This window comes from Streptomyces sp. NPDC002588, from assembly GCF_040295925.1.
Classification (GTDB): Bacteria; Actinomycetota; Actinomycetes; order Streptomycetales; family Streptomycetaceae; genus Streptomyces.
The window spans coordinates 469,759-493,224 of record NZ_JBEOWF010000001.1 but is presented as its reverse complement, the minus strand read 5'-3'; the positions used below and the strand labels follow the sequence as shown (position 1 = coordinate 493,224).

Here is a 23,466-nt window from a genome sequence, read left to right as displayed (position 1 = left end):
AAGTCCGGGAGGACGAGCCCTACCGGCCCGCCTGCCGGTTCAGCGCGGGCGGCGCGGCCTGGTCCGAGGTGCCCCAGTCCGACGGCTCGGTACCGACCGTGAAGGAGAGCGAGCGAGCGGTCCTCAGCCGGCTCGTCGTCAGATACGTCCGTCCGTACGGGGAGCCGTCGACACGGGCCGACTGGATGTAGCGGCGCTCGTCCGAGGTGCCGGGTGCCGTCACCGTGAGCGAACCATGCGGGTAGTAGCGCCGGTCCAGCGTGAGGTCGACCCGGTCGAAGACCGGTGTGGACAGACCCCAGGTGTCATAACCGGGCTGCACCGGGAAGATGCCGATGGACGACAGCACGTTCCAGGCGGACATGGTCCCCAGGTCGTCGTTGCCGGTCATGCCCGTCGGTGTGTCCGTGAAGAGGGTCAGCGCGGCGTGCACCACGTCGGTGGTCTTCCACGGCTGTCCGGTCGACAGGTACGTGTACGGGGCGATCAGGTCGGGCTCGTTCTGCGGGTTGTACTTGTCGGCGTTGTAGTAGGCGTACGGCCCGTTCACCCACACCTCGCGGGCGGTCTTCGCCGGGTCCTTCAGGAGTTGGTCGTAGGCGAAGAAGGAGTCCAGCCGGTCGTTGCTCGCCTGCTTGCCGCCGATGAGGCCGACCATGCCCGGGAGGTCCTGCGGCACCAGCCACTGGTACTGCCAGGCTGTGCCCTCGTGGAACCCGACGCCTTCGGCGGGGTCGGCCGGGCCGACGAACGCGCCGGAGGCGTCGCGCGCGCGGAAGAAGCCCGTCGAGGCATCGAAGATCTTGCGGTAGTTCTGAGCCCGGGCCGCGTAGCGTGCCGCGTCGGCGCCATGGCCGAGACCGCGTGCCATCTCGGCGAGCATCGCGTCCGACAGGGCGTACTCCAGGGTCGCCGAGGCGCCGTGGTCGTAGTCCGAGTCGCCCGGCTTCGCGTGCGGCCGGCCCTCGACGTAGGGCGCGAAGCCGCCTGCGATGTACTCCTCGTCGGCCTCGCGGCCCACGGCCGGAGAATCGGCGGGCGGCACCCCGTCGGCGTTCTTCTTCAGGGCGCGGTAGGCCCGCTCCTCGTAACCCCCCAGCAGGCCCTGCTGGTAGGCGTTGGTGAGGAACGGCGTGACCGGGTCGCCGGTCATGATGTTCGTCTCGACCGTGCCGTAGCCCCACTTGGGCAGCCAGCCGCTCTCCTCGTCGATGTGGATGACGGAGATCGCCATGTCGCGGGCCTCGCGCGGCGCGAGGAGCGACAGGAGTTGGGACTGCGTGCGGTAGGTGTCCCACAGGGACCAGTTCTGGTAGTACGTGAAGCCCCGCGCGCGGTGCACCTTCTGGTCCCAGCCGGTGTAACGACCGTCCGCGTCGCTGCCGATGTTGGGCGCGAGGAAGGAGCGGTACAGGGCCGAGTAGAAGGTGCGGCGCAAGGTGTCGCTCCCGCCCTGCGTCCGGACGTCGTCGAGCCGGTCCTCCCAGGCCCGCTGCGCCGCGTCGCGCACCTTCTGGAACGAACGCCCGCCCTCGGCCCGGAGGTTGGCGGCCGCGCCGTGGGCGTCGACGTACGACAGGGCGGTGGTCGCCTCGACGGTGCGGTCCCTCGTGGTGTCGAAGCGGACGTACGCGCCGCCCTGCCCGGTCTTCGCGCCGTCCGTCACCGCGCCGCCGGTCCAGGTGCCGTAGGCGGTGAACGGGCGGTTGAAGCGGGTGATCGTGTAGACGGTGTACGGCTTGGTGTCCTGGCAGAAACCGCTGCCGGTGATCTCGGTGCGCACGGTGCGGTTGTCGAGGACCTCGACCTTGGAGGAGACCGTCCGGTGCAGCGACTGGGCCGCGTTGAGCAACACGTTGGCCTTGTCGGTGGCCGGGAAGGTGTAACGCTGCACGCCTGTGCGGGCCGTCGTGGTCAGTTCGGCCCCGATCCCGGAAGTGAGACCGACCTTGTAGTAGCCGGGGCTCGCCGTCTCGGTGTCATGGCTGAACTCGGCCTGGTACTTGGCGTCATCCGTCTCCGTGACGTCGCCGACGGTCGGCAGTACGGGCAGATCACCGCCGAGGCCGCAGCCGACGCCGGAAAGATGGACGAGGGAGAAGCCCCGGATGTGGTTCTGCGAGTAGTCGTATCCGGTGTTGTGCCCGGTGTCGGGTGAGAGCTGCACCATGCCGAAGGGGATGGCGGCGCCGGGGTAGGTGTTGCCCTCGTTCTCGGTTCCGATGAACGGGTTGACGAGATCGGTGAGCCGGTCGTCCTGGGAGGCGGCCGCGTGGGCCGTGGGCGCCGCCAGGGCTGCGCCGAGGAGTGCGACCGCTGCGACGATCTTGCTTGTTGCCTGTATGCGCTGGATCCATCTCATAGGCGGGTCAGCCCTCCGCGTCGAGACAACGTTGTCAAGTGGCAAGGCGCCATTCTTCGTGTTGCCCGTGGACTCGTCAAGAACCTTTGCAAGCAAGCCAGTTCGGGTTGATGCCGGGCGCCGAGGCGGCGATTCCGGTCCGCTGAGCGGAACGGGGCGTGACGGGCGGCTTCGGCCGGTTTCACGCTGTCCATCCGCCGGTCGGACCGTCCGGCGCACGCTCGGCACGATGCGGACCGATCTTGCATCCCGCGCGGGGAACCGAGGCATCACAGGGGGGGTTCTCCACGCCGGCCGTGGCGAAAACGTTGTCTCATCAGGGGGGACCGCGAAAGGCGGTCGCCGTACGGGGGAAGGGTGCACGACCATGGCTCAGCACGAGGCGACCACAGAGGACCGGGCGAAAGGCCCGGCGGGAACGGGGCACGCCCATTCCCGGTTATGTCTGCTCGGCACGTTCCAGCTGGAGGGCACTGACGGACCACTCACCGTCTCGGCGAACGAACAGCGCCTGCTGGCCTTCCTCGGCCTGCGGAAGCGCGCCACCCGTACCGTCACCGCGGGCACCTTGTGGCCCGATGTCACAGAGGAACACGCGCACGGCAGCCTGCGTACGGCACTGTGGCGGCTCCGCCGCGCGAGACAGCCCGTCATCGGGACCCGCGGGGACACCCTCTGTCTGGCGGACGGCGTCGGCGTCGACGTCGACGCCTTCACCGAGGCGGCCCTGACCATGGCGAACTCCGACCACGCTCCCGGTGACGAGCTGCCCCTCCCCGTGGTCCTGGACGGCGGGGAACTGCTTCCCGGATGGGACGAGGAATGGGTCCTGTACGAGCGGGAGCGGCTGCGTCAGCTTCGCCTGCACGCGCTCGAATCGCTGAGCGCGCTCCTGACCGGGCACGGACGGTACGCGCTCGCCCTGGAGGCGGCCTTGATGTGCGTCACCATCGAGCCCCTTCGCGAGAGCGCGCACCGTGCGGTGGCCGCCGTTCATCTCGCCGAGAACAACATGGTGGAAGTCGTCCGGCGCTACGAGGCGTTCCGGATGCTGATCCACGAGGAACTGGGGCTGGAACCCTCGGCACGGTTCACCGCGATGCTCCCGCGCAGGGCGAACACGGTCTCCCCGCGGACCTGACGACCGGAGGACATGACGACGCTCCCCACGCCGGGCTTCCTGGCCCGGCGGGGGGAGCACTGGCGTCCGGTCCCCGGGACGGCGTCAGCCTGTCACGGGCGGGGTGCCCGTGGTGTCGGTACGCAGCCGGCCGGGGAGCAGCAGCCGTACACCCGGCAGCGCCATGACCCTGGCGGCACCGCCGGCGACGGCGAGAGCCCCGGCCACCCAGGGCAGCGCGGCCGGGATGCCCGAGGCGTCGACGATCGCGGGGAGGACCGCGGCGAAGCCGAGCGCGGTCTGCAGGAGGGTACGGACGGTGACCTTCGTGGACTGTTCGGCCATTGCGGCGATGTCCGTTCCTATTTACCGGTGAGGTGGATCGTGATGTCCGCGACGGCCGCGTTGATGGCGGCCTTGACCTGGGACACCAGGCCCGGCACATCGATGGCGGAATCGACCCTGCCGAGCGCCGTCGCCAGCGCGGTGATCGCCGCGGTCTGGGCGGTCTCGGTCACTTGCAGGGCGCGGACCCGGGCGTTGGTGTCCTTGGTGTAGGAGTCCAGGCGCCAGTACTTGTTGGTCGCGGCGTCCGACGCGGTGGGCGGCGCCGCGATGCCGTCGGTCTGCACGACCCCCGTGAACGAGGCGTTCTTGATCAGGGCTTCGAGCTTCTTCCACTCGGCGTCGGTGAGCGGCATGTCGGTGTCCTCCTCGTTGGCCCAGGCGCGCAGCCCGGATTCGGTCAGATAGCAGATGGAACGGTCGACGGGGGTGGAGGTGAACTGCCAGAACAGGGGGGCCCGGCCGGACGGGTCGGGGCGTGCGGCGGCCTCGGCCTTGGCGTACGCGGCCGCGCCCGTCCAGGGATAGGCCGGGTACCACAGCGGGACCCCGGGAGGTGCATGCCCGGCGGCGAGGTCGGAACCGGACGTGTAGATGCCCACACGCTGTCCCGGGAAGGCCGCGGCGACGGTGGCGATCCACTTGGTGGCGTACGCCCGGATCTGCGACGCCGTTCTGCCCTTGTAGTTCGCGCCGTCGCTGCGGCGCTCCAGGTCGAGCCAGTGCAGAAACCCCTTGCGGGCGTGCGGCCGCACAGCGGCGATGTAGTTGGCCGCCTCGGCCTCGGCGTCCTGGTTCGGCCAGCCGAAGTGATAGGCGCCGGGCACCAGACCGGCGTTGATGATTCCGGTGATGTGGGAGGCGAAGTGTGCGTCGTGCGTGTGCTCTCCCTCGCTGGCCTTGGCGAAAGCGAACACCACTCCCTCGGCCTTGCGGGCGGCCCAGTTCTGGGCGGACTGGTAGACGGAGACGTCGATTCCCCGGCAGGTCGCCACGTCAGGCCCCCTCGGGTGTCCGCCGGGCGCCGGACCGGGCAGTACGGATGGTCATGGAGAATCCCTTCATGATTCTTCGTGGTGCTTTCGTGATTCCGTTCGGAATGTCCTCTCGGTGTCAGCGACCCCGGACCGTGTCGAGAATCCAGTCCTGGATCGCCTTCGTCAGCCTGGCGTCCTCGCCGGTCCACCTCTCGATGACGTCGGCGCCGTAGTAGGTGGAGGACTGCCCCCATGCCGCCCAACTGCGCTCGCCCTTGGACGAGTTCGCGGACGCGTCCATGAGCACGAGGTTGTCCCGGCGGACGGCGAGGGCGTCGCGTTCGATGGCCTTGAGCTTGTCGAAGCCCTTCATCCGCGACATGCGCCTGATCGAGACGATGTGGTCCACCGCAAGGCCCTGGGCGCCGGTCCGCAGCGGTCCGACCTGATCGACCGAGGCCGCCGAGCGGACCCCGACCCGCTCCCTCGAGGCGTTGAAGACGGCTCGCATGCGTGTGGTCGGGTCGGTCCGGGCCGCTTCCGCGGCCAGCATGGCGCTCTCGAGTCGGCGCTCGGCAAGCCTGATCTCTCCTTCCGAGCCGGCCTTCGAGCCGGTCAGGGGGGCATTGTCGAACTCGCCGATCTCCTCGCGGATCGCCTTGATCCGCTCGAGGTCCGGCGCCCCGGACGGAGTCTTCAGGCCGGACCTGAGTGAGGCCGCCAACTCCGCCCGCCGATGGCGGAACGATGCGAGCTGTTCGCTCGCCGCCGCCAGCTCCGTCTCGGCCCGGACCTGCTCCTGCGTCGGGCGGCGCCAGGCCCCCATCTCGGCCAGGAGTTCCCGGTACACGTCGTCACCGGCCGACCGCTCGGCGGCGAGTTCGTCGACGTACCGCAGGACGGTGGCCTCGTCCATCTCGCGCCGCCCACCGAGGTTGACGATCTCTTTCACGCGCTCGAAGGCGACTTCGAGCGCTTCGCTCTCCGCCCGGCTCATGCCCGTCACATCGCCCATGATCGCGAGCATCCGAGCGTTCTTGCGGAGCTGGGTGAGCTTCCTCGTACCTGCCTTGACCGCGTAGTACAGGCCCTCGAACAGGGCCGTCGGGCCCATCACCACCGAGGCCCGGCCGGCCACCCGATGGAGGCCGAGCATGGCCGCCGCGTGCGCCCTGACCGCCTCCTTGACCTCCGGTAACAGCCCGTCGACCGCGTCGATCTTCGCGCTGAGCGCCTCGAAACGGGCCGCGGCCGACTCGGCGTCCGCGGCGGCGGCGAACTGGCGCAGTGGTCCTTCGAGCGAGGTGAGGCCCTTCGCCGACGACTTCAGCAGCTGGGCCGTCGTCGTCCCGAGGTCGAGTGCCGCCGCAGCGACGGCGATGCCCACCCAGACGAGCGACGGCTCTTCCCGGAGGAACGACAGCCGGTACTCGGCGGCCTGCCTGTGGTGCTCGTTGATCGCCTCCACGGCCTGGTAGGTGCTCAGCGCGGTGTTCGTGAGCAGGGCGGCCGCGGCGAGCCACCCCCCGCCGGGCACGAGTGCCGCGAGGACGAGGGCGATGAGGCCGACGACGAGGGAGGAGAAGAGGTGCGCGGAACGCTCGTCGGCGATGTGGTCGCGGATGATCCACCCGTAGATCGTGTCGTCGTCCACCTCCTGGCTCTTCTTCGTCGCCTCGACGAGGTCCGGCTGGCTGAAGACGCGCTCGGGATCGTGCTCGAACTCGGAGCGGACCGTCGCCGCGTCCCTCAACCGGTCCTGGACGACGCCGAGCAGATAGCCCTGGGCGCCGGGCGCGTCGAGCCCCGCGAGCTTCTCGCGGTCGGTGCCCCGGCCGAGCACGTCCGGGTCCACGAGCGGGTCGCCGCCGGAGCCGGTCACCACCGCCTTCTCGGCCGAGGCCCGTGCGGAGCCGGCTTGCGCCCGGTAACGGGTCACAGCCGCACCGGCCTGGAATCGTTCCGAACGGGACTCCGGATCGTGCCCCGCGTGAGTGAGCCCGGCGAGCGTCTCCTTCTCGGCGGCCACCGCGTAGTCGCGGCGCGCGGTGGTGTCCGCGATGCCGGCGACCATCGTCCGGACGTAGCCGATGTCCTGGAGCTTGAGCCGCTCCTCGTGGAGGAGGTGCTCGTAGTGCGCGAGGATGTCGAGCCCGACCGAGGCGGCCTCGGCCCTGAACCGGATCCGGTAGGTCTCCATCGCCTCGGTGAACGCCCGCTCGTTCTTGAAGCCGTGGCGGGCCAGTGCCGCGTCGAACTGGGCTTCGGCCGACGCCAGTTCGCTCAGGGACTCCGCGGAAGGCACCACGTCGTCCCCGGGCTGGGCGCTCCGTCTCAGCTCGTTCCTGCGGGCGCGGAGCAGATACAGGTCCTCGCAACCGAAGATCGTGCCCGCGGCCTCCTCGGTCCGCTCCGTCTCGGATTCGCGGATCCGCTCGGCGAGCAGATACCGCTCGACCGAGGCGTCCAGCTCGGCCCAACTCGTCGTCGTCGAGCCGACCTTGCCCAGATAGTCCGCGCGCTGGGCCCCGGTCAGGTCGCTCAGCTTCCGCCCGAGGCGCAGGACGTTCTCGTAGTCCGCCGGGGCGAGCGGCCGGCCGCCCGCGAAAAGTATCCTCTTGACGGCGTCGGGCAGGGCGGCGATGTCCCGGCGGAGGTTGTGCTCGTGCAGGACGTCGGCCCGTGCCCCGAGCCAGCGGCCGCGCAGGACGGCATCCTCCGGGCCGGTGCCCAGCCTGGTACCGGGCGTGAGCGCGTTCTCCCGCTGGAGCCGGGCGTCCGCCTCCGCGTTGATCTCGGCCTGTTCGGCCGCTGACAGCCGGTCCATCGCGGTCTGCGTGACGTCGGTGACGGGCAGCGTCATGAACCGGCCGACGTCCGCGGCGGTCGCCGACCGGCCGCGCGGATTCCGCCAGTGCCACAGGGGGAGCCACCGGTCGACCTGCTGCTCGTCGGTGGCCTGGTAGTACTGCCGGACGAACTCGCGCAGCAGCTCCGGCGGCGACATCTCGCGGTCCACCCACAGCCTGAACATCCGAGGCCCCCGCCGCCGCGCCGACGGGCCCTGACGCTTCGCTGGCGCCGCACCACGGCCTTCGGGGAGCGCAGCCGCCACCGGACGGACCGGGTCGGCGGCCCAGCGCGGGATGCCCTCCTGGCCGTCGGCCGTCCCGTCCGCCTGCGGCCGGCTTCCGCCCGCCCATACGGGCAGCCGGTCGGCCGGGCCGGAGAAGGCAGGGCCGGCCGTTTCGGCCTGAGCCCCCGTGTCCTCGGCCGTCGTCTTGTGCAGCTGCTCATGTGGCGACAGGCGTTCGCTCGTCGTCATCAGCGCCTCCCAGAATCCGGTCCGCCCAGATTTCCAAGGGCGCGTCACCGGCCCGTCACGGCAGGGGCGCGTCCGCGGGGCCTTCCCGGGCCCGGACCGTCCGGTGATGCGCTCGTGACGGCTCGATCACGGACGGCCTGTCACCTTCCCTGTGACGACAGAACGGAGGAACCAAGCGGTGGCGAACTACCAGTCCGTCGGATCAGTGGCGCAGGCCGTCTCCCGGCTGCTTCAGCAGTCGTGGCAGCCGGCGCTGCTCAGCGGGATCGAGCCCCAATTCGCGGTGTATCAGGGCAAGGACTTCTCCACCCCGATGGCCCAAGGCGTCTCGGTCTTCGTCTTCCAGGTGAACGTCGACCAGGTGCAGCGCACGCTGCCCGCGGCCGAACCCGGCCGTCCGCGTCCGCTGCCGGTCCGGATCTCGTTCCTGCTGACGGCCTGGGCTCAGGACGCGTCGACGGAGCACGATCTGCTCGGTTGGGCGATGCGGACGGTCGCCGACCATCCGGTGCTGTCCTCCGGCTTTCTCAACGCCGCCGTGCCGGGCGTCTTCCGGCCCACGGAGACGGTCGAACTGGTGCCCATGGAGCTGACCAACAACGACGTGTTCCTGCTCTGGCAGGTGCTGCCGGGCAGTCTGCAGCTCTCGGTGCCGTACATCGCCCGCGTCGTGCGGGTCGAGTCGGATCTCACGGAGCCGCAGGGCGCCCCGGTCCGGGTGCGTGAGCTGTCCGTCGAAACGGCGGCCGGCCGATGAGCGCCCCCGTCCCCGGCCCAGGTGAACGGGAGCGGACCGGGTACCGTGCCGCGCTGGCGGTGCGCTGCGTCGACGCGGCCGGTGCGGTCCTGGGCGGCGGTGGTCTGAGCGCCGTCGCGTGGCGGCGAAGCGATCCGGCGACGACGTTCCGCGCGGTCCCGTCGCCCGTGTCGAACCTGCTGGGGTTCGGCAGCCTGCCCGGGCAGCGCGCGTACCAGCGGGCTCGCTCGACCGGCGGGCGGCCGCTGGACTGGCCGGTCCCGGCCGGCCCCGAGCCGTACGTCGTACGGGTGACCGACCGGTACCGCCGGTACCTGCCGGTCACCGTCGAGGTCGTGGTGCCGGTGGACGCGCCCGTCGAGATCCCCATGTACTCGGCCCCCGGCCGGCTCGCGCCGTCCGGCTGGGCAACGGTCCGGGGGGAGCTGCACACCGCGGACGGGGGCGGTCCGGTCGCCTGGGGGGTGGTCGAGGTGTCGGCCGACGCCGCCATGTACACCGCCGTCAGCGACGACAGCGGGCGGTTCCTGCTCCACCTGCCCTACCCGGAGGCCCTCCCGGCGCTGCCCGGCGCGGCGGCGGCACCGGGTCCCGGTCCGACCGCCATCTCCTGGCCGGTCACCATCGGGGTTCGCTGCGGGTCCGGCGCGCTGCCCGGGCCCGCGGCCCCCGATCCGCCGTACCTGGACTCCATCCTCGGGCAGCCGCCCGGCGGGATCGATTCCGGCGGCGGACCACAGCAGACCGTCACCGAGACGCTCGTGTTCGGTGCCGCCCTGGTGCTGCCGCTCACGGTGGTGCCCGCATGAATCCCGTTCCAGCCGAACCAGCCCCAGTCGAACCAGCCGCGGAGGCGAGCCGACGATGCCCCAATACCTAGCGCCCGGTGTCTACGTCGAAGAGATCCCGGGCCCCCGGACGATCCAGGGAGTCAGCACCAGCACGGCGGCCTTCATCGGCCCCACCCGATCCGGGCCGACCAGCGGCCGGCCCGAACTGCTCACCTCCTACGCGGACTTCGTCCGTATCTATGGTGACGCGGCCGACCTCGCCTTCACCGACAAGGGCCGGTTCCCCAACTACCTCGCGCTCGGCGTCAAGGGCTTCTTCGACGAGGGCGGCAGCAGCCTGTACGTGGTGCGGACGTTCGTCGGCGCCGACGCAGCGGGGACCGCTCACGGCGCCGGGACCGTTCCCCGGGACACCGCGGCGGTCCAGCTGGGCCTGAGAGCCCGCTTCCCCGGGGCGGCCGGGAACCTGCGCGTCATCCTCACCCTGCGCTCCGGCAACAACGCGCTCACCGGGACGGGCGACCAGAAGAGCCTGACCCGGGTGCGCGAGTTCGACACCGTGTGGGCGGTGGCCGGCTCCGGGGACCACGGGGTGTACACGGTGCGCCGCGACCCCACGACCGCCGCCTGGACCCTCACCGGCGGCCTCAATCCGCTGCCGCTGTCGGAGGCGAGCGCGGTGTACCCCATCACCGCCCTGGTCGAGGTCCAGCATCCGACCGTCGACCCGCAGGGGTTGCCGGCCTTCGGCGCGCCTCAGACGGTCGGCGAGTTCGGGTTCGACCCGCGCGCGGTCGGCACGGGCATCACCACCGTCCTGACCGCCAATCCGCCGACCCGCCGCGCCGCCCTCGGCGTGCCGATCGCCATCGAAGGGCTGGACGGGCTGGGCGCGTCCGCCGACGAGCTGCCGGGGGCCATCGCACGGGCGCTCTTCGACGCCGGCATCCTGGAGACCAGCCCGGTGGCGACGACACCACTGAGGCTGCGGCAGCGCGTCGTCACCCTGACCGGCGGCATCGACGGCCGGGCGCCCGGCGTCACCGCGTACGAGGGCGATCCGGCCGGCTTCGCCGACTACCAGGACAACCCCACCGACCTGCCGTTCAACGGGCTGTCGGCCCTGGAGTCGATCGACGACATCTCCATCGTCGCCGCCCCCGGCGCCGCCACCGGCTGGACCGGCGGGGCGGGCGACCACGACGTGGCACAGGCGATCAACAACTCGGTGATCAGCCACTGCGAACGGATGGTCTACCGGGTGGCCGCGCTGGACACCCCGCCGCAGTTCCTGCCCGACGAGGCGCTGGACTTCCGCAACAAGCGGTCCTCCACGCACGCGGCGCTGTACTACCCGTGGATCACCGTCAGCAGCCCCCTCGACGGCAGCCGGGTCGACGTGCCCCCCGCCGCGTACCTGGCCGGGGTCTGGGCGCGCAGCGACAGCACCCGGGGTGTGATCAAGGCCCCGGCGAACGAGGTGGTTCGCTCGGCCCTGGACTTCGAGACCAGGCTCAACAAGGCGCAGCAGGAACTGCTGAACCCGCAGGGTGTCAACTGCCTTCGCTTCTTCCCCGGTTCGGGCTTCCTCGTGTGGGGGGCGCGGACCGTCTCGGACGACCCGGAGTGGAAGTACCTCAGCGTACGCAGGTACTTCAACTACCTGGAGAAGTCGATCGACGAGGGCACCAGGTGGGTCGTCTTCGAGGTCAACGGACCGGCCCTGTGGGACGCGGTGCGGCACACCGTCGAGGGGTTCCTGTTCAGCCAGTGGAAGAGCGGCGCCCTGCTGGGCGCCAAGCCCGAGGAGGCGTTCTTCGTCCGCTGCGACGCCTCGACGATGACCGCCGACGACCTCGACAACGGGCGGCTGGTCTGCGTCATCGGCGTCGCGGCGGCCAAGCCCGCCGAGTTCGTCGTCTTCCGGATCAGCCAGTGGACGGCGACCCAGACATCGTGAACAGCGGTCTACCGATGAGGAGCGGCAATGGCAACCCAGCGTGACAACCCGTACGGCGGCTTCAACTTCCTGGTCGATTTCGCGACCGGTGACGCGAGCACCGTACGCGGCGGCTTCCAGGAAGTCACCGGAATGAACATCGAACTCACCACGGCGGACTACCGCGCGGGAAACTCGCCGGTCAACCACCCGGCCAAGGTGAACGGCGTGTACAAGGTCGGCGACGTGACCTTCAAGCGGGGTCTGATCGGCGCACTCGACCTCTACCAGTGGATCGACGCGATCCGCACCGGGGATCACAGCCTGCTGCGCACCGTGCATGTCTCGCTCCAGGACGAGGCGCACAACGGCCCGGTGATGACCTGGACGCTGCTCAACGCACGGCCGCTGCGCTACACCGCGCCGACGCTCAACGCGCGGGGCGGCTCCGAGGTCGCCGTCGAGGAACTCGTCCTGTCCGTCGAAGACCTGAGCGTGGAGTAGGTAACCGTGCCCGCCTCGATACTCGCCTTTCAAGGACGCCTGCCGGGTGTGGGCCTCGGCCCCGCGCCGCCCGCCGCCGACAGCCCGCTCGGGCTCGACGTGGCGGCGTTCGTGGGGTTCGCGCAGCAGGGTCCGGTGGACCTGCCGGTCGCGGTCGAGGACCACAACCAGTTCACCGCGCTCTTCGGCGGCGAACTGGTGCTGGCCACCGATTCCGGGCAGCTGGTCTACGCGCATCTGTCCAGCACCGTCCGGGCGTTCTTCGACAACGGCGGTCGGCGCTGCTACGTGGTGCGGGTCGCCGGACCCGACGCCCGTCCGGCCCGGTTCCCGGTGCCGGGGGTGCGGATCTGGCAGCCGGACGGCGGCGTCACCGGGGCGTTCGTCGAGGCGGCCTGGCCCGGGGCCTGGTCCGACGGCATTCGGATCGGAACCCAGTCGCTGACCCGGCCGCTGGCGCCGGCCGGCGTGTACCGGCGGGCGACTCCCACCACCCCCGGGAGACTGGTGCTGCGGGCCGCGCCGGTGGCTCCGGTCCAGCCCGGTGACCTGATCCGGCTGGGCCTCGGCCCCGGCCTGCCGCAGGTGTACACCCGGGTGCGGGAACTGGCGCCCGCCACCTCGACCGTCATCATGGACATCGAGATGCCGTACGCCGCCGGGTCCGGTCCGGAAGCGGAGGACCAACCGCGGCCGGGCGCACTGGACGACCTGCCGGCGGAACTCGCCGTGACATCCGCCGAGTTGCTGCGGATGGACCTGGTGGTACGTCAACTGGAGCCGGACGGCTCGCGGTTGCTGGACCGGCAGAGCGACCTCGCGTTCAACTCCGCCGGATCTCCTTCCCCCGGGGCGGTGACGCGGACCCGCCGCCCGGTCTGGACGCAGGTGCTGCAGCCGGCCGGCGACCCGGTACCGGACAGCGCCCGTCCGCTGGTGCTGCGTGAGGACTCCGGCTCCGCCTCGGCCGCCGCGACCGGGCTGGTGGTGCCGGTCGGCATGGACCCGCCCGGCGTCATCACCGATGCCACCGGCCTCGGCGCCGACGATCCGGGCGATCCCGCCGCAACCGCCGGTACCGACGATCTCGGCACCTTCCCGGCAGGGGCCTTCGTCGACCCCGCGCTCGCCGGGGCGACCGTGTACGACCTGGTCGCGAACGCGGCCCAGCTCACCGTACTGTCGCGGCAGCCCCGCCGGCTCGCCGGGATCCACGCCCTGCTGGACATCGACGAGGTCGCGCTGGTCGCCGTTCCCGACGCGACCCACCCCGGCTGGTCCCCGGGGACGTCGCAGCAGCCGGATCCGGGGCCGCCGGTCCTCGACGACCCGGCCGGGTACGACGAGTCGGGGCTGGTCGACGTCCAGACCGCGCTGGTGACGATGTGCGCGGCCCGCGGCGATCTGGTGGCGCTGCTCAGCGTTCCCGCGCACTACGACGCGGGCCAGGTGCTGGGCTGGCGGCAGCGGCTGGCCACCGGCGGCCGGCTGTCCGACGCCGGTTCGTCCGGCACCTCGCCGCTGAGCTACGCGGGCTACTGGTACCCGTGGCTGCGGGTCCTGGAGACCGACCCACGTACGCCCGCACCGCTGCGCGCGATACCGCCCGACGGCATGGTGGCCGGGACCATCGCCGCCCGGGAGCTGGCGCGCGGGGCCTGGGTCGCACCGGCGAACCTGCCGCTGCGCGGCCCGTTGCAGCTCGTTCCGGCGCTGACCGCCGCCGAGACCGGCCGGCTGTTCGATGCGCACGCGAACGTGCTGCGCCGCCGGCCCGGAGCCGTCACCGCGCTCAGTGCGCACACCCTGTCCGACGATCCGGCGCTGCTCCAGCTGTCGGTGCGGCGGCTGCTGATCCTGCTGCGCAGGACCGCGCTGACGCAGGGCCGCCGGTACTCCTTCGAGACCGACAACGACCAGTTCCGCCGGCTGGTCAGGAACGGATTCGAGCGGATCCTCGCCTCGATGGCCGCCGGGGGCGCGATCCGGGCCTTCCAGGTGACCGCGGCAGACGAGGACGACGGCACGGTGGTCGTCACCCTTCGGATAGCGCCGACCGATCCGGTCGAGTTCATCACCATCAGCCTGGTCCGCTCCGGCGAGGGCCTGCTCGACGTACGGGAGGGCTGACGATGACAGCCAACGATCCGCCTTTCACCGCCTTCCGGTTCGACGTGGTCCTGGACCTCGACGAACCGAGGGACGGCCTCACAGGTCCGCTGTGCGACGCGGCCTTCGCCGAGTGCGACGGCCTGGAGATGACGATGCAGCCGAAGACCCTTGCCGTCGGCGGGCTGAACGACCGTCAGGTCCATCTCGTCGGCCCGGTCACCCATGGGCAGCTCACCCTCAAGCGCGGCATGACGACCGACCTCAGGCTCTGGCGGTGGTTCACCGAGGGCACCCGGCCCGGTTCGGTGCTCACCGCGAACGGCCGGATCACCATGCGGTCGGCCGACGGCACGCCCGCGCTGGAGTTCGCGCTGACCGGCTGTCTGCCGGTGCGGATGCGCGCCCCTGCGCTCAACGCCCGGGACGGGCTGGTCGCCGTCGAGGAACTCGCGCTCGTCTACGAGACCCTCGCCATCTCGGTGCCGGGCGAATCCGGGCCCGAAGCCCTGCCCGGTGACCGTGCCTCGGTGTCGCTCGGCGGGGGGCCGTTGTGACGGCCACCGCGACGACGGGTACCGCGTACCTCACCGAACTGGTCCCCGGGACCTCCACGCCGGTCGAAGGCGGTGTCGATCTGCGCGTCGACTTCGACCCGGCGAACCTGCGGCTGACCTACACCCCCACCGGGGTGGTCGGCGCGGAGGCGGTCACCACCTCGGGCACCCTCAGCAAAGCCGCCGCGCAGCAGACCGGCCAGTCCACCACGCTCAGTGTCGAACTCACCTTTGACACCACCGCCGAGAACACCACGGTCCAGGAGAAGACCAACCAGATCGTCAAACTGACCCAGCCGGACCGCGAAAGACCGGGCAAGCCGGTACGGCGGGGCGCACGGTTCAGCTGGGGCTCGTTCGTCTTCGACGGCGCGGTGCAGAGCCTCACCCAGAACATCGACTTCTTCTCCGACGCCGGGGTACCGCTGCGGGCCACCATACAACTGACGATGTGTCAGGTGGCGCCGGCCGGTCCGGACACCGTCCGCCCGGCTGCCCCCGAACCGGCCGGTTTCGGCGCGGGCGCGGGGGCCGCCGCCCCCTCGGCGGCCGCCGACACCGCCTCCCCGGTCGGGACGACGCCGCTGACGCTGAGCAGGTCCGGGGACAGCGTGCAGTCCATCGCGGCCCGGTCCGGCGTCGGCGTGTCGTGGAAGACCGTCGCCGCCGCGAACGGCATCGACAACCCGCGGCTGCTGCCGCCGGGAACCGTCCTCGACCTCACCCTCCGTACCCCGTGACACCGGGAAGGACCGACCATCCGTGCGTATCGACATCAACGAGCTGGAGATCCTGGCACCCGACACCCCGGCGGAACCGGACCGGGGCACGGACTCCCCTGCGACGGACGGGAGTTCACCGGCCCGGCCGGCGGCGGACCTCGGTGAGCAGTTGCGCCGCTGGCACCGCGAGACCCGTGCCCGCGAACTCCGGCTGACGGCGGACTGAGCCATGGGCCCACTGAGCACGGCCTACGTGGCCACTCCCGCCATCGTCCTGGACGGGCAGGTCGACACCGGTGCCGTCGGCGACCTGATGGCGCTGGTGGTCGAGGAGACCACCACCGGCATGTCCTGGTGCGAAGCCACCTTCGGCAACTGGGGGATGCGCGACTCGGTGCCCGGCTACCGCTATCTGAGCGGCGACCCGATCGATTTCGGCACGGCCCTGGCGGTGTCCTTCTGCACGGACGGCACGGACCGCCGGGTCTTCGACGGCAAGGTCAGCGCGGTGCAGGCGGACTACCCCGCCGACCGGCCGGTCCGGGTGCGGGTCTTCGCCGAGGACCGGCTGCAGGATCTGCGGCTCACCCGGCGCACCCGTACCTTCGACGAGTCCAGCACGGCGGACATCGTCGGCCGCGTCGCCCAGGAGCACGGCCTCACCGCCGACGCGGACCTCGACGGACCGGTCCGCAAGGTCACCGCCCAGCTCAACCAGAGCGACCTCGCTTTCCTGCGCGCTCTGGCCCGGTCGGACGACGCCGAACTCTGGCTCGACGACACCACACTCCGGCTGCGCCGCCGCCCCGACCGGGACGCCCCCACCGTACGGCTCGACTACGGCGGCGACCTGCTCTCGTTCTCGGTCCGCGCCGACCTCGCGCACCAGGTCACCGAAGTCGCGGTCACCGGCTGGTCGGTCGCGGACAAGGCCGCCGTCCACGAGAGCGCCGACGCCCTCGACCTGGCCGCCGAGCTGGGACCCGGCGAGCGAAGCGGCTCGGCGCTGCTGGCCTCGGCGTTCGCCGAGCGCAGCGAACGAATCGTACGGTCCGTCCCGCTGGCCGCCGACGACGCCCGGGCGCTGGCCCGGGCCGCCTACCTGGAACGAGCCCGCCGCTTCGTCTGCGGGACGGGCACCACGGCGGGCGACCCCGCCCTGCGGGTCGGCGTACGCGTGGCCCTCAGCGGCCTGGGCGGCCTCTTCGACGGAGAGTACGCCGTCTGCCGGGTCCGTCACGAATACGGCCTCGCGCAGGGCTACCGCACCGAGTTCGACGTCGAACGTGCCGGACTGGAGACCCCGCGATGACCATGGACAGCAGCGAACCGGCGCGTGCGCGGTACTTCGGCGTGTATCCGGCGGTGGTCGGTGACAACCAGGACCCGGACCAGCAGGGCCGCATCGAGGTACGGCTGCCCTGGTCACCGGATACCGGGAGCGGGGAGTACGCGGTCTGGGCCCGGCTGGCGACCACGATGGCCGGCGGCGGCAGGGGCACCTGGCTGGTGCCGGAGACCGGGGACGAGGTACTGGTCAGCTTCGGCGGCGGTGACCCCAACTGGCCTTACGTCGTAGGTGCGTTGTGGAACGGGCAGGACCAGCCGCCGGAGTCGATGGACCCCGGGAACAACATCAAGTCGATCGTTTCCCGGACCGGGATCCGGATCTCGCTGGACGACACCGACGGTGCCGTGACGCTGTCGCTGGAGACACCGGGCGGCCAGAAGGTGACCCTGGAGGACGGCGGCAGCACCATCCGGCTCGCCGACTCCGGCGGCAACTCGCTGGAGCTGGCCCCGGCCGGGGTCACGCTCACCGCCGCGAGCAAGCTGTCCATCAGCGCCGCGAGCATCCAGATCGACGCCGGTTCGGCGAACGTCAGCGCCGCCATGTGGGCCCACTCCGGAGTGATCAAGTGCGACACGGCCATCGCCAGTGCGGTGGTCGGTTCCAGCTACACCCCCGGCGCCGGGAACGCCACATGAGCGGGCGGGAGGAGCCGCGCTGGCTGGCGCCCGCCCCGCTCTGGTCGGACGGCACCGTCGGCACCGGCAGCGACCTCGCCCTCAGCCCGTGGATCACCGAACTGGAGAACGAGTCGTTCTTCGACGAGTTCCTGGCGATACTCGGCGGCACCGGCGGACGGTCGCCCGCCGACCTCGCCGGCACCGGACCGAAGCTGTCCGGGGAGGACGGCAGCTTCCGGCTGTTCACACCGACCAGCCACTTCTACAACCTCGTGACGGCTTCGCTCGTCTGCCACCGGCCGGGGATCCCCGACCACACCCCGCGACCGCGCCTCGGCGAACGGGCGTTCTTCGTCATCAGGCTGATCGGGGACGGCGCCGAAAGCGCCTTCGTCCCCGGTCCCCCCGGCGCCGGGTCCTGGGTGCCCGCCACGGCCGGCGTACTGACGCCCGGCGAACGCGAACTGCCGCTGCACCCCGTGCCGGTCGCGTCGTTCGCGCCGTCCGGAACCGCGGCGGCCACCCTCGGCATGGCGGCCGGCCGGCCCTCGACCCGCACCGTCCTCTACGGGTACATCCCGGTGCCCTTCAGGGACGCGGACAGCGGTGACGGCCCGGCCCACGTCATCCACGCCGTCCTCGCCCGCGACCCCTGCCCGCCGGTGTTCAGCGCGCCCAGCCACCCGTTCAGACTCGCGGGCCAGTACCCCCCGGTCATCCCGACCGTGCGGACCGGCCCCCGGCCCGCGGACCCACCGGACCCACCGGAAGGACCGACACCATGACAACGCCGGCAGCGCTCTACGGACAGGGCATCTCGTTCCCGCCCCGGGTCGGCCCCGACGGGGGCATGGTCCGGTCGGCGGGGGAGAGCAACGTGCGCGAATCCATCTGCACGATCCTGCGCACCCGCCCCGGCGAAAGGGTCGAGCGCCCGGCGTTCGGGTGCGGCCTCGACCGGTACCTGTTCGAGCCGAACACGGTGGCCACCCTCCGCCTGATCGTCGAGGACGTCCGGCGCTCACTGACCCGATGGGAGCCGCGTATCCGGCTGGACGACGTCAACGCCCAGGTCAACGCCATCGACCCGCGCGACGTGGACCTCACCATCACCTACACCCTGATCGCCGCCGGGGCACGCGAGCGGCTGCAGATGACCCTCAGCGCGGAAGGCCAGGCCCAGTCGTGACGATTCGGATCCCGGTTCTCGACGACCGTACCTTCGACCAGCTCGTCCAGGAGACCCTGGCCCGGGTACCGGTGCACACACCGGAGTGGACCAATCTCAACGAGAGCGACCCCGGCGTCACCCTCCTCGAACTGTTCGCGTTCCTCACCGACAACCTGCTGTACCGGGGCAACCGGATTCCCGAGGCGAACCGGCTCAAGTTCCTCACCATGCTGGGGATCGCCCTGCAACCGCCGAGCCCCGGCACCGGACTCATCACGATCAGCAACGACAAGGGGCCGCTCGCACCGCCGTTGGCGGTACCGGCCGGCACCGAGGTCAGGGCCGGGCAGGTCCCCTTCACCACCAGCACCGACCTGGCCGTGCTCCCGGTCACCTCGGCGGTGTACTACAAACAGCCGCAGACCGCCCTGGACGCCGCCACCCAGAACCGCTACCGGCTCATCTACCAGACGTTCCTGGAGTCCGACACGGACTTCCTCAGCTTCTACAAGCCGGTGTCGCTCGACCCTCCGGCCACCGGCAAGCCGGACCCGGTCGTCGATCTGAGCGACCCGGTCGACGGGGCCGTCGACCGCTCGCTGTGGGTCGCGCTGCTGGCGCCGAAGAACGCCGACCTGGACGCCGTACGGCGGGCCGTCGCCGGTCAGACGCTGTCCATCGGCGTCTACCCGGCGACCCGGGTTCCCGGCCAGGTCCTGCCGCCGAGCCACACCGGCACCACCGCCGTCGATCCGGGGCTGGTCTTCGAGATAGCCGCGCCGGAACCCGACACGTCCGGCCTGTCGGCCCCTGGCTTCGGCATCGGACCCGCCCGCTACGCGCGGCTGCCGGTGACCTATGCCGAACCGGTGCTCGACCGTCCCGGACTGGTACAGGTGACCCTGCCGCCGTACGAGCAACTGCTGCTGTGGGCCTTCGACCCCGAGGAGGAGGGCACCGGCGACTTCCCGCCCCGCGTCGACGACGCCGCCGTGTCGGCCCGCCTGGTGAGCTGGATCCGGCTCCGCCACCAGCCCACCACCGACACACAGACCGGCACCGGAAGCGGTGGCTGCGACTGCGGCTGTTCGGGCGGCGGCGCGGGCGACGGTCTCGGCTCGCCCGTCACCTCGGCGTCGCTGTCCGCCGTGAGCCACGGTGCCACCGGCCGGATCACCTGGGCCGGCGTCAACGCCACCCGAGCCGTGCAGTCCGTGACGGTCGCGTCCGAGAACGTCGGCACCGGCACCGGCACACCGTTCCAGACCTTCACGCTGGCCAGGACACCGGTGCTCGGCGACGGCGCACCCGGCGGACTGACCGTCGAGGTGCAGGACGTCGACGGAACCTGGCACACCTGGAGCGAGATCGACGACATCTACGCCGCGGGCCCCGCCGACACCGTCTTCACCCTGGAACGCGCCACCGGAACTCTCGCCTTCGGCAACGGGCTGTCCGGGCTGCGGCCCCCGCGAGGCGCCGGGATCCGCGCCTCGTACGCCTCCGGCGGCGGGCTGCAGGGCCGGGTGGCGATCGGCGGGATCAGCCGGAGCACCGCACTGCCCGGCGGCTTCACCGTCACCAACCCGGTGCCCACGTGGGGCGCGGCCGACGGGGAGTCCGCCGCCGACGGCGAGAGCGCGGTGACCCGCTGGCTGCGCCACCGCGACCGGCTCGTCACCGCCGACGACTTCCGTGACCTCACCCGGCGCACCCCCGGCGTCGACCTCGGCCGGGTCGAGGTGCTGCCGCTGTTCAACCCCGACCAGGACGACGACCAGCCGCAGAACTGGCCGGGCATGGTGACCGTACTGGTCATCCCCCGCTCGGACCCGCTGAGGCCGCAGGCCCCTTCGCCCGACCGGCAGTTCCTGGGCGCGGTCTGCGGCTGGCTGGACCCGCGCCGGCTGGTCACCACCGAAGTGCATGTGCGCGGACCGGTGTACCGGCCGATCCACGTCTCGGTGGGGATCGTCACCCTCCCCGGCCAGGTGCCGTCGATCGTCGAACAGGCCGTCACCCAGGCGGTCCGGACCTTCCTGTCCCCGCTGACCGGCGGGCTGCCGCCGACCGCCGCCGAGGACGACGGCCTGATCGCGCCCGCGGCGGCCGGAACCGGCTGGCCGCTGGGCGTCGACGTACGGGCGCAGGACATCGAGGCGATCGCGACCCGCGTCGCGGGGGTGCGGTACGTCGACTCCGTCCTCATCGCGATGACCGACGACGACGGGTCCGTGGTCTCGCCGGTCGACTCGGTGCCCATCACCGGACTGCACCTGCCGGCCGCGACGGTGACCGTCACCTCGGGTGCCGCGCTGGACCCGGCGGGCCTGAGCGGCGGCAGCCAGCCGGTGCCGGCCACCCAGGTGCCCGTCCCGGTCGTGCCCGACACCTGCTGACGAATGGAGTAACGATGGACGTCCAGGGTTCCCAGTACCACATCGTCAACGGGGTGGACGACTGGGGCCGTTGCACCGACACGGCCTCCGGCCACGCCCTGTCGCGGGCCTGGGCGGACACCGCGCCTTCGGTGACCGGCACCGCCTGGGAGTACGACCCGGATCCCGGGGTGCTCCGGCTGCGCCGGGACACACCGCTGTTCCGCCGGGCGGGCCGGACCACGCCGATCGACCCGGACACCCGGCGCGGCACCGGCCGGGACGGCTTCGGCAACTGGTACTGGATCGACACCGACCGCCGCACCGTACGCCGCCTGGGCGGATCGGCGCGCTCCGCCACGACCTGGTGGTCCGTCGACGACCTGGCGGACAGCTGTGCCTGCCGGACCGCGGCCCCCGGCACCTTCACCCACACCGGGGGCTGCCCGCCGGTCCGGATCCTGCTCCAGGGACTGGCCGTCACCACCCACCAGTACCTGCTGATCGGCTACCGCGGCCAGGACACACCGGCCGAGGCCGGGCTGCTCGTGTTCGACCTGCGCGGCGGCGGCGCACCGCTGCGCATGGTGTGGCCGGACAGCGAGGAGTTCGCCCCCTTCGACCTCGCCGACACCCCCGACGGCGGCGCCCTGGTTCTCGACGCCGAGCACGCGCACTACTGGCGTCTCGACGAACACCTGCGGCTGTGCGGCGGATGGCCGCTCACCGCCGCCGACGGACCGCCGCCGGGCGCCGTCGCCATCGAACCCGGGCCCGACGGCAGTGCGCTGGTGCTGGCCACCGAGCCCGGCTGCGGCTTCTCCACGCTGTACCGCTTCGACGAGGGGCAGCCGCGCTGGGCGACGCCACTGCGGGACGTCGTCGAAGTCGCCGACCCCGCCGACCCGACGGGCACCCCGGCCCTGTACTCGCTGCTCGGCCATGACTTCTGCTACCTTCCCGGGCCGCCCGCGACCGGCCCGCTGCCCCCGCCCATGCTCTACGTCGGCGACGCCGAGGGCCGACAGGTGATCGCGTTCACCCTGGACCCCGGCACCGGAGAGGTGCGGGCGCAGGACGACTTCCTGCCGATGCGCCGCTGGGCCGGGCGTGCGCTGGTCCGCTCCGGGCCGGGCGCCTGGTACGACTTCGGGGAGCGCTGGATCTCGCTGGAGGTGTTCAACGAGTGCCGGTTCGCCACGACGGCGACCCTGGTGACCCCGGTCGACCCGGCCGGGGCGGTCGCGGGCGAGAGCTTCGACAGCCGGCGCCCGGGGTGCGTATGGCACCGGCTCCTCCTCGACGCCCAGGTCCCGACCGGCACCGGCGTGACGATCCGGGCGCGCGGCGGCGACGATCCCGCCCTGCTGTCGCTGGAGCCCTGGCTCGACCAGCCGACACCGTACCTGCGCTCCGGCGGCCCGGAACTGCCGTGGCTCGACGTGTGGGCCGACCGGCGGCAGTCCGACGGCACACTGCCCGACTCCACCGGCACCTGGGAACTGCTCTTCCAGGGGGTCACCGGCCGCTACCTGCAACTGGAGGTCACCCTCACCGGCAACGGGCGCTCGTCGCCCCTGCTCCGCTCGCTGCGCGCGTGGTTCCCCCGGTTCTCCTACCCCGAGCACTACCTGCCCGCGGTCTACACCGAGAACGACGGGCCGGACCGTTTCCTGGAGCGGTTCCTCGCCAACCCCGAGGGCCTGTACACCGCGATCGAGGAACGCATCGAGCACTCGCATCTGCTCCTCGACGCCCGTACCGCGCCCACCGAGGACCTGCCGTGGCTGGCCGCCTGGTTCGGGCTCGCCCTCGACCCGCTGTGGGACACCGGACGGCGGCGCTTCCTGATCCGGCACGTCGACAGGTTCTACCGGCGCAGAGGCACCGTCCTGGGCCTTGTGGCGACGCTGCGGGTGTACCTGGACCCGGTCGTGGACGAACGGGTCTTCGACCCGGTCGGGACCGCGCCGGGGACCGGATCGGGCGTACGGGTGGTGGAGCGGTTCCTGACCCGTGACGCGGCAGGCCCGGCGCAGGGAGAGTCCGCCCAGGACCCGCGAACCCGGGTCCGCCGCTTTGCCCACCGGTTCGAGGTGCAGGTGCCCGCGGATCTCACGACGGATGCCGTCGCCATGGTGACCCGCATCGTGGCGGCGGCCAAGCCGGCCCACACCGGGTTCGAGATCCGCCGCTACCACGAGCGGTTCGTGATCGGCCAGGCCCGCCTCGGCATCGACACCGAGATCGTGCACGGCCCGTCGTTCGTGCCGATGGTGACCGGCAGCGGCGTGCTCGCCACCGGCTACCTCGGCTACGGCCACCCCTTCGACATCACCGACCGGGTCGTGAGCGATCGCGACCGGCTCGGCGCCCTTCCCGCGCTGTAGACGCCCCAGACGCGCCCAGACGCGCACAAGCATCAGATCAGGAGAGGT

At 71.8% G+C, this 23,466-nt stretch carries 19 protein-coding genes; 15 read left to right on the top strand and 4 right to left on the bottom strand.

All coding sequences use genetic code 11. The features are described from left to right. Positions 1–19: 19 nt before the first annotated feature. Positions 20–2,362, bottom strand: a complete 2,343-nt coding sequence (locus tag ABT057_RS02240) for a GH92 family glycosyl hydrolase (RefSeq protein ID WP_352340486.1) — start codon at positions 2,360–2,362, stop codon at positions 20–22. A gap of 367 nt (positions 2,363–2,729) precedes the next feature. Here ABT057_RS02240 and ABT057_RS02235 point away from each other — a divergent pair, with 367 nt between their 5' ends. Next, entirely contained in the window at positions 2,730–3,503 is a 774-nt protein-coding gene (locus tag ABT057_RS02235) for an AfsR/SARP family transcriptional regulator (RefSeq protein WP_352340485.1), read from the top strand. An 84-nt stretch (positions 3,504–3,587) separates the two neighbouring features. Here ABT057_RS02235 and ABT057_RS02230 read toward each other — a convergent pair whose 3' ends face one another. From ABT057_RS02230 to ABT057_RS02220, 3 genes are all read right to left on the bottom strand, one after another. Then, positions 3,588–3,827 (bottom strand): hypothetical protein, encoded by a 240-nt coding sequence (locus ABT057_RS02230; protein ID WP_352340484.1) that lies wholly within the window; start codon positions 3,825–3,827, stop codon positions 3,588–3,590. Positions 3,828–3,844: 17 nt separating this feature from the next. Then, a complete protein-coding gene (locus ABT057_RS02225; protein ID WP_352340483.1) occupies positions 3,845–4,822 on the bottom strand; it encodes a glycoside hydrolase family 25 protein in 978 nt (325 codons plus the stop codon). A gap of 118 nt (positions 4,823–4,940) precedes the next feature. After that, positions 4,941–8,129, bottom strand: coding sequence for a hypothetical protein (locus ABT057_RS02220; RefSeq protein WP_352340482.1), 3,189 nt, complete (start codon positions 8,127–8,129; stop codon positions 4,941–4,943). A 178-nt stretch (positions 8,130–8,307) separates the two neighbouring features. Here ABT057_RS02220 and ABT057_RS02215 point away from each other — a divergent pair, with 178 nt between their 5' ends. Genes ABT057_RS02215 through ABT057_RS02150 form a run of 14 tightly spaced genes read left to right on the top strand, consistent with a single transcriptional unit; the run spans position 8,308 to position 23,418 of the window. Beyond that, complete coding sequence (locus ABT057_RS02215; RefSeq protein WP_352340481.1) at positions 8,308–8,886, top strand: Pvc16 family protein; 579 nt, start codon at positions 8,308–8,310, stop codon at positions 8,884–8,886. Next, complete coding sequence (locus ABT057_RS02210) at positions 8,883–9,695, top strand: hypothetical protein (protein ID WP_352340480.1); 813 nt, start codon at positions 8,883–8,885, stop codon at positions 9,693–9,695. The genes ABT057_RS02215 and ABT057_RS02210 overlap by 4 nt, the downstream gene beginning before the upstream one ends. Before the next feature lie 55 nt (positions 9,696–9,750). Next, positions 9,751–11,637 carry a phage tail sheath subtilisin-like domain-containing protein gene (locus ABT057_RS02205; RefSeq protein ID WP_352340479.1) on the top strand — a complete coding sequence of 629 codons (1,887 nt, stop codon included), beginning with the start codon at positions 9,751–9,753 and terminating at the stop codon, positions 11,635–11,637. 27 nt (positions 11,638–11,664) lie between these two features. Further along, positions 11,665–12,120, top strand: a complete 456-nt coding sequence (locus ABT057_RS02200) for a phage tail protein (RefSeq protein WP_352340478.1) — start codon at positions 11,665–11,667, stop codon at positions 12,118–12,120. A 6-nt stretch (positions 12,121–12,126) separates the two neighbouring features. Beyond that, positions 12,127–14,250 carry a phage tail sheath C-terminal domain-containing protein gene (locus ABT057_RS02195; protein ID WP_352340477.1) on the top strand — a complete coding sequence of 708 codons (2,124 nt, stop codon included), beginning with the start codon at positions 12,127–12,129 and terminating at the stop codon, positions 14,248–14,250. A 2-nt stretch (positions 14,251–14,252) separates the two neighbouring features. Then, complete coding sequence (locus ABT057_RS02190) at positions 14,253–14,786, top strand: phage tail protein (RefSeq protein ID WP_352340476.1); 534 nt, start codon at positions 14,253–14,255, stop codon at positions 14,784–14,786. Next, positions 14,783–15,526, top strand: a complete 744-nt coding sequence (locus ABT057_RS02185) for a CIS tube protein (RefSeq protein ID WP_352340475.1) — start codon at positions 14,783–14,785, stop codon at positions 15,524–15,526. The genes ABT057_RS02190 and ABT057_RS02185 overlap by 4 nt, the downstream gene beginning before the upstream one ends. A gap of 22 nt (positions 15,527–15,548) precedes the next feature. Beyond that, positions 15,549–15,734 (top strand): hypothetical protein, encoded by a 186-nt coding sequence (locus ABT057_RS02180; RefSeq protein WP_352340474.1) that lies wholly within the window; start codon positions 15,549–15,551, stop codon positions 15,732–15,734. 3 nt (positions 15,735–15,737) lie between these two features. Continuing rightward, positions 15,738–16,820, top strand: coding sequence for a phage late control D family protein (locus ABT057_RS02175; protein WP_352340473.1), 1,083 nt, complete (start codon positions 15,738–15,740; stop codon positions 16,818–16,820). Continuing rightward, on the top strand, positions 16,817–17,497 hold the full coding sequence (locus ABT057_RS02170) for a phage baseplate assembly protein V (RefSeq protein ID WP_352340472.1): 681 nt from the start codon (positions 16,817–16,819) through the stop codon (positions 17,495–17,497). Before ABT057_RS02175 ends, ABT057_RS02170 begins: the two co-directional genes overlap by 4 nt. After that, positions 17,494–18,264, top strand: coding sequence for a hypothetical protein (locus tag ABT057_RS02165; protein ID WP_352340471.1), 771 nt, complete (start codon positions 17,494–17,496; stop codon positions 18,262–18,264). Before ABT057_RS02170 ends, ABT057_RS02165 begins: the two co-directional genes overlap by 4 nt. Continuing rightward, positions 18,261–18,668, top strand: coding sequence for a GPW/gp25 family protein (locus ABT057_RS02160; protein WP_352340470.1), 408 nt, complete (start codon positions 18,261–18,263; stop codon positions 18,666–18,668). The genes ABT057_RS02165 and ABT057_RS02160 overlap by 4 nt, the downstream gene beginning before the upstream one ends. Continuing rightward, positions 18,665–21,049: a putative baseplate assembly protein gene (locus ABT057_RS02155; protein WP_352340469.1), complete on the top strand. Its 2,385-nt coding sequence runs from the start codon at positions 18,665–18,667 to the stop codon at positions 21,047–21,049. Before ABT057_RS02160 ends, ABT057_RS02155 begins: the two co-directional genes overlap by 4 nt. Before the next feature lie 14 nt (positions 21,050–21,063). Continuing rightward, positions 21,064–23,418: a phage tail protein gene (locus ABT057_RS02150; RefSeq protein WP_352340468.1), complete on the top strand. Its 2,355-nt coding sequence runs from the start codon at positions 21,064–21,066 to the stop codon at positions 23,416–23,418. The last annotated feature ends 48 nt before the right edge of the window (positions 23,419–23,466 follow it).

What these genes read in the sequence shown, in the direction of transcription:
- ABT057_RS02150 (WP_352340468.1), top strand. Translation starts at nt 21,064, where the DNA reads ATGGACGTCCAGGGTTCCCAGTACCACATCGTCAACGGGGTGGACGAC.
- ABT057_RS02240 (WP_352340486.1), bottom strand. Translation starts at nt 2,362, where the DNA reads ATGAGATGGATCCAGCGCATACAGGCAACAAGCAAGATCGTCGCAGCG.
- ABT057_RS02210 (WP_352340480.1), top strand. Translation starts at nt 8,883, where the DNA reads ATGAGCGCCCCCGTCCCCGGCCCAGGTGAACGGGAGCGGACCGGGTAC.
- ABT057_RS02235 (WP_352340485.1), top strand. Translation starts at nt 2,730, where the DNA reads ATGGCTCAGCACGAGGCGACCACAGAGGACCGGGCGAAAGGCCCGGCG.
- ABT057_RS02200 (WP_352340478.1), top strand. Translation starts at nt 11,665, where the DNA reads ATGGCAACCCAGCGTGACAACCCGTACGGCGGCTTCAACTTCCTGGTC.
- ABT057_RS02170 (WP_352340472.1), top strand. Translation starts at nt 16,817, where the DNA reads ATGACCATGGACAGCAGCGAACCGGCGCGTGCGCGGTACTTCGGCGTG.
- ABT057_RS02205 (WP_352340479.1), top strand. Translation starts at nt 9,751, where the DNA reads ATGCCCCAATACCTAGCGCCCGGTGTCTACGTCGAAGAGATCCCGGGC.
- ABT057_RS02165 (WP_352340471.1), top strand. Translation starts at nt 17,494, where the DNA reads ATGAGCGGGCGGGAGGAGCCGCGCTGGCTGGCGCCCGCCCCGCTCTGG.
- ABT057_RS02175 (WP_352340473.1), top strand. Translation starts at nt 15,738, where the DNA reads ATGGGCCCACTGAGCACGGCCTACGTGGCCACTCCCGCCATCGTCCTG.
- ABT057_RS02230 (WP_352340484.1), bottom strand. Translation starts at nt 3,827, where the DNA reads ATGGCCGAACAGTCCACGAAGGTCACCGTCCGTACCCTCCTGCAGACC.
- ABT057_RS02190 (WP_352340476.1), top strand. Translation starts at nt 14,253, where the DNA reads ATGACAGCCAACGATCCGCCTTTCACCGCCTTCCGGTTCGACGTGGTC.
- ABT057_RS02220 (WP_352340482.1), bottom strand. Translation starts at nt 8,129, where the DNA reads ATGACGACGAGCGAACGCCTGTCGCCACATGAGCAGCTGCACAAGACG.
- ABT057_RS02160 (WP_352340470.1), top strand. Translation starts at nt 18,261, where the DNA reads ATGACAACGCCGGCAGCGCTCTACGGACAGGGCATCTCGTTCCCGCCC.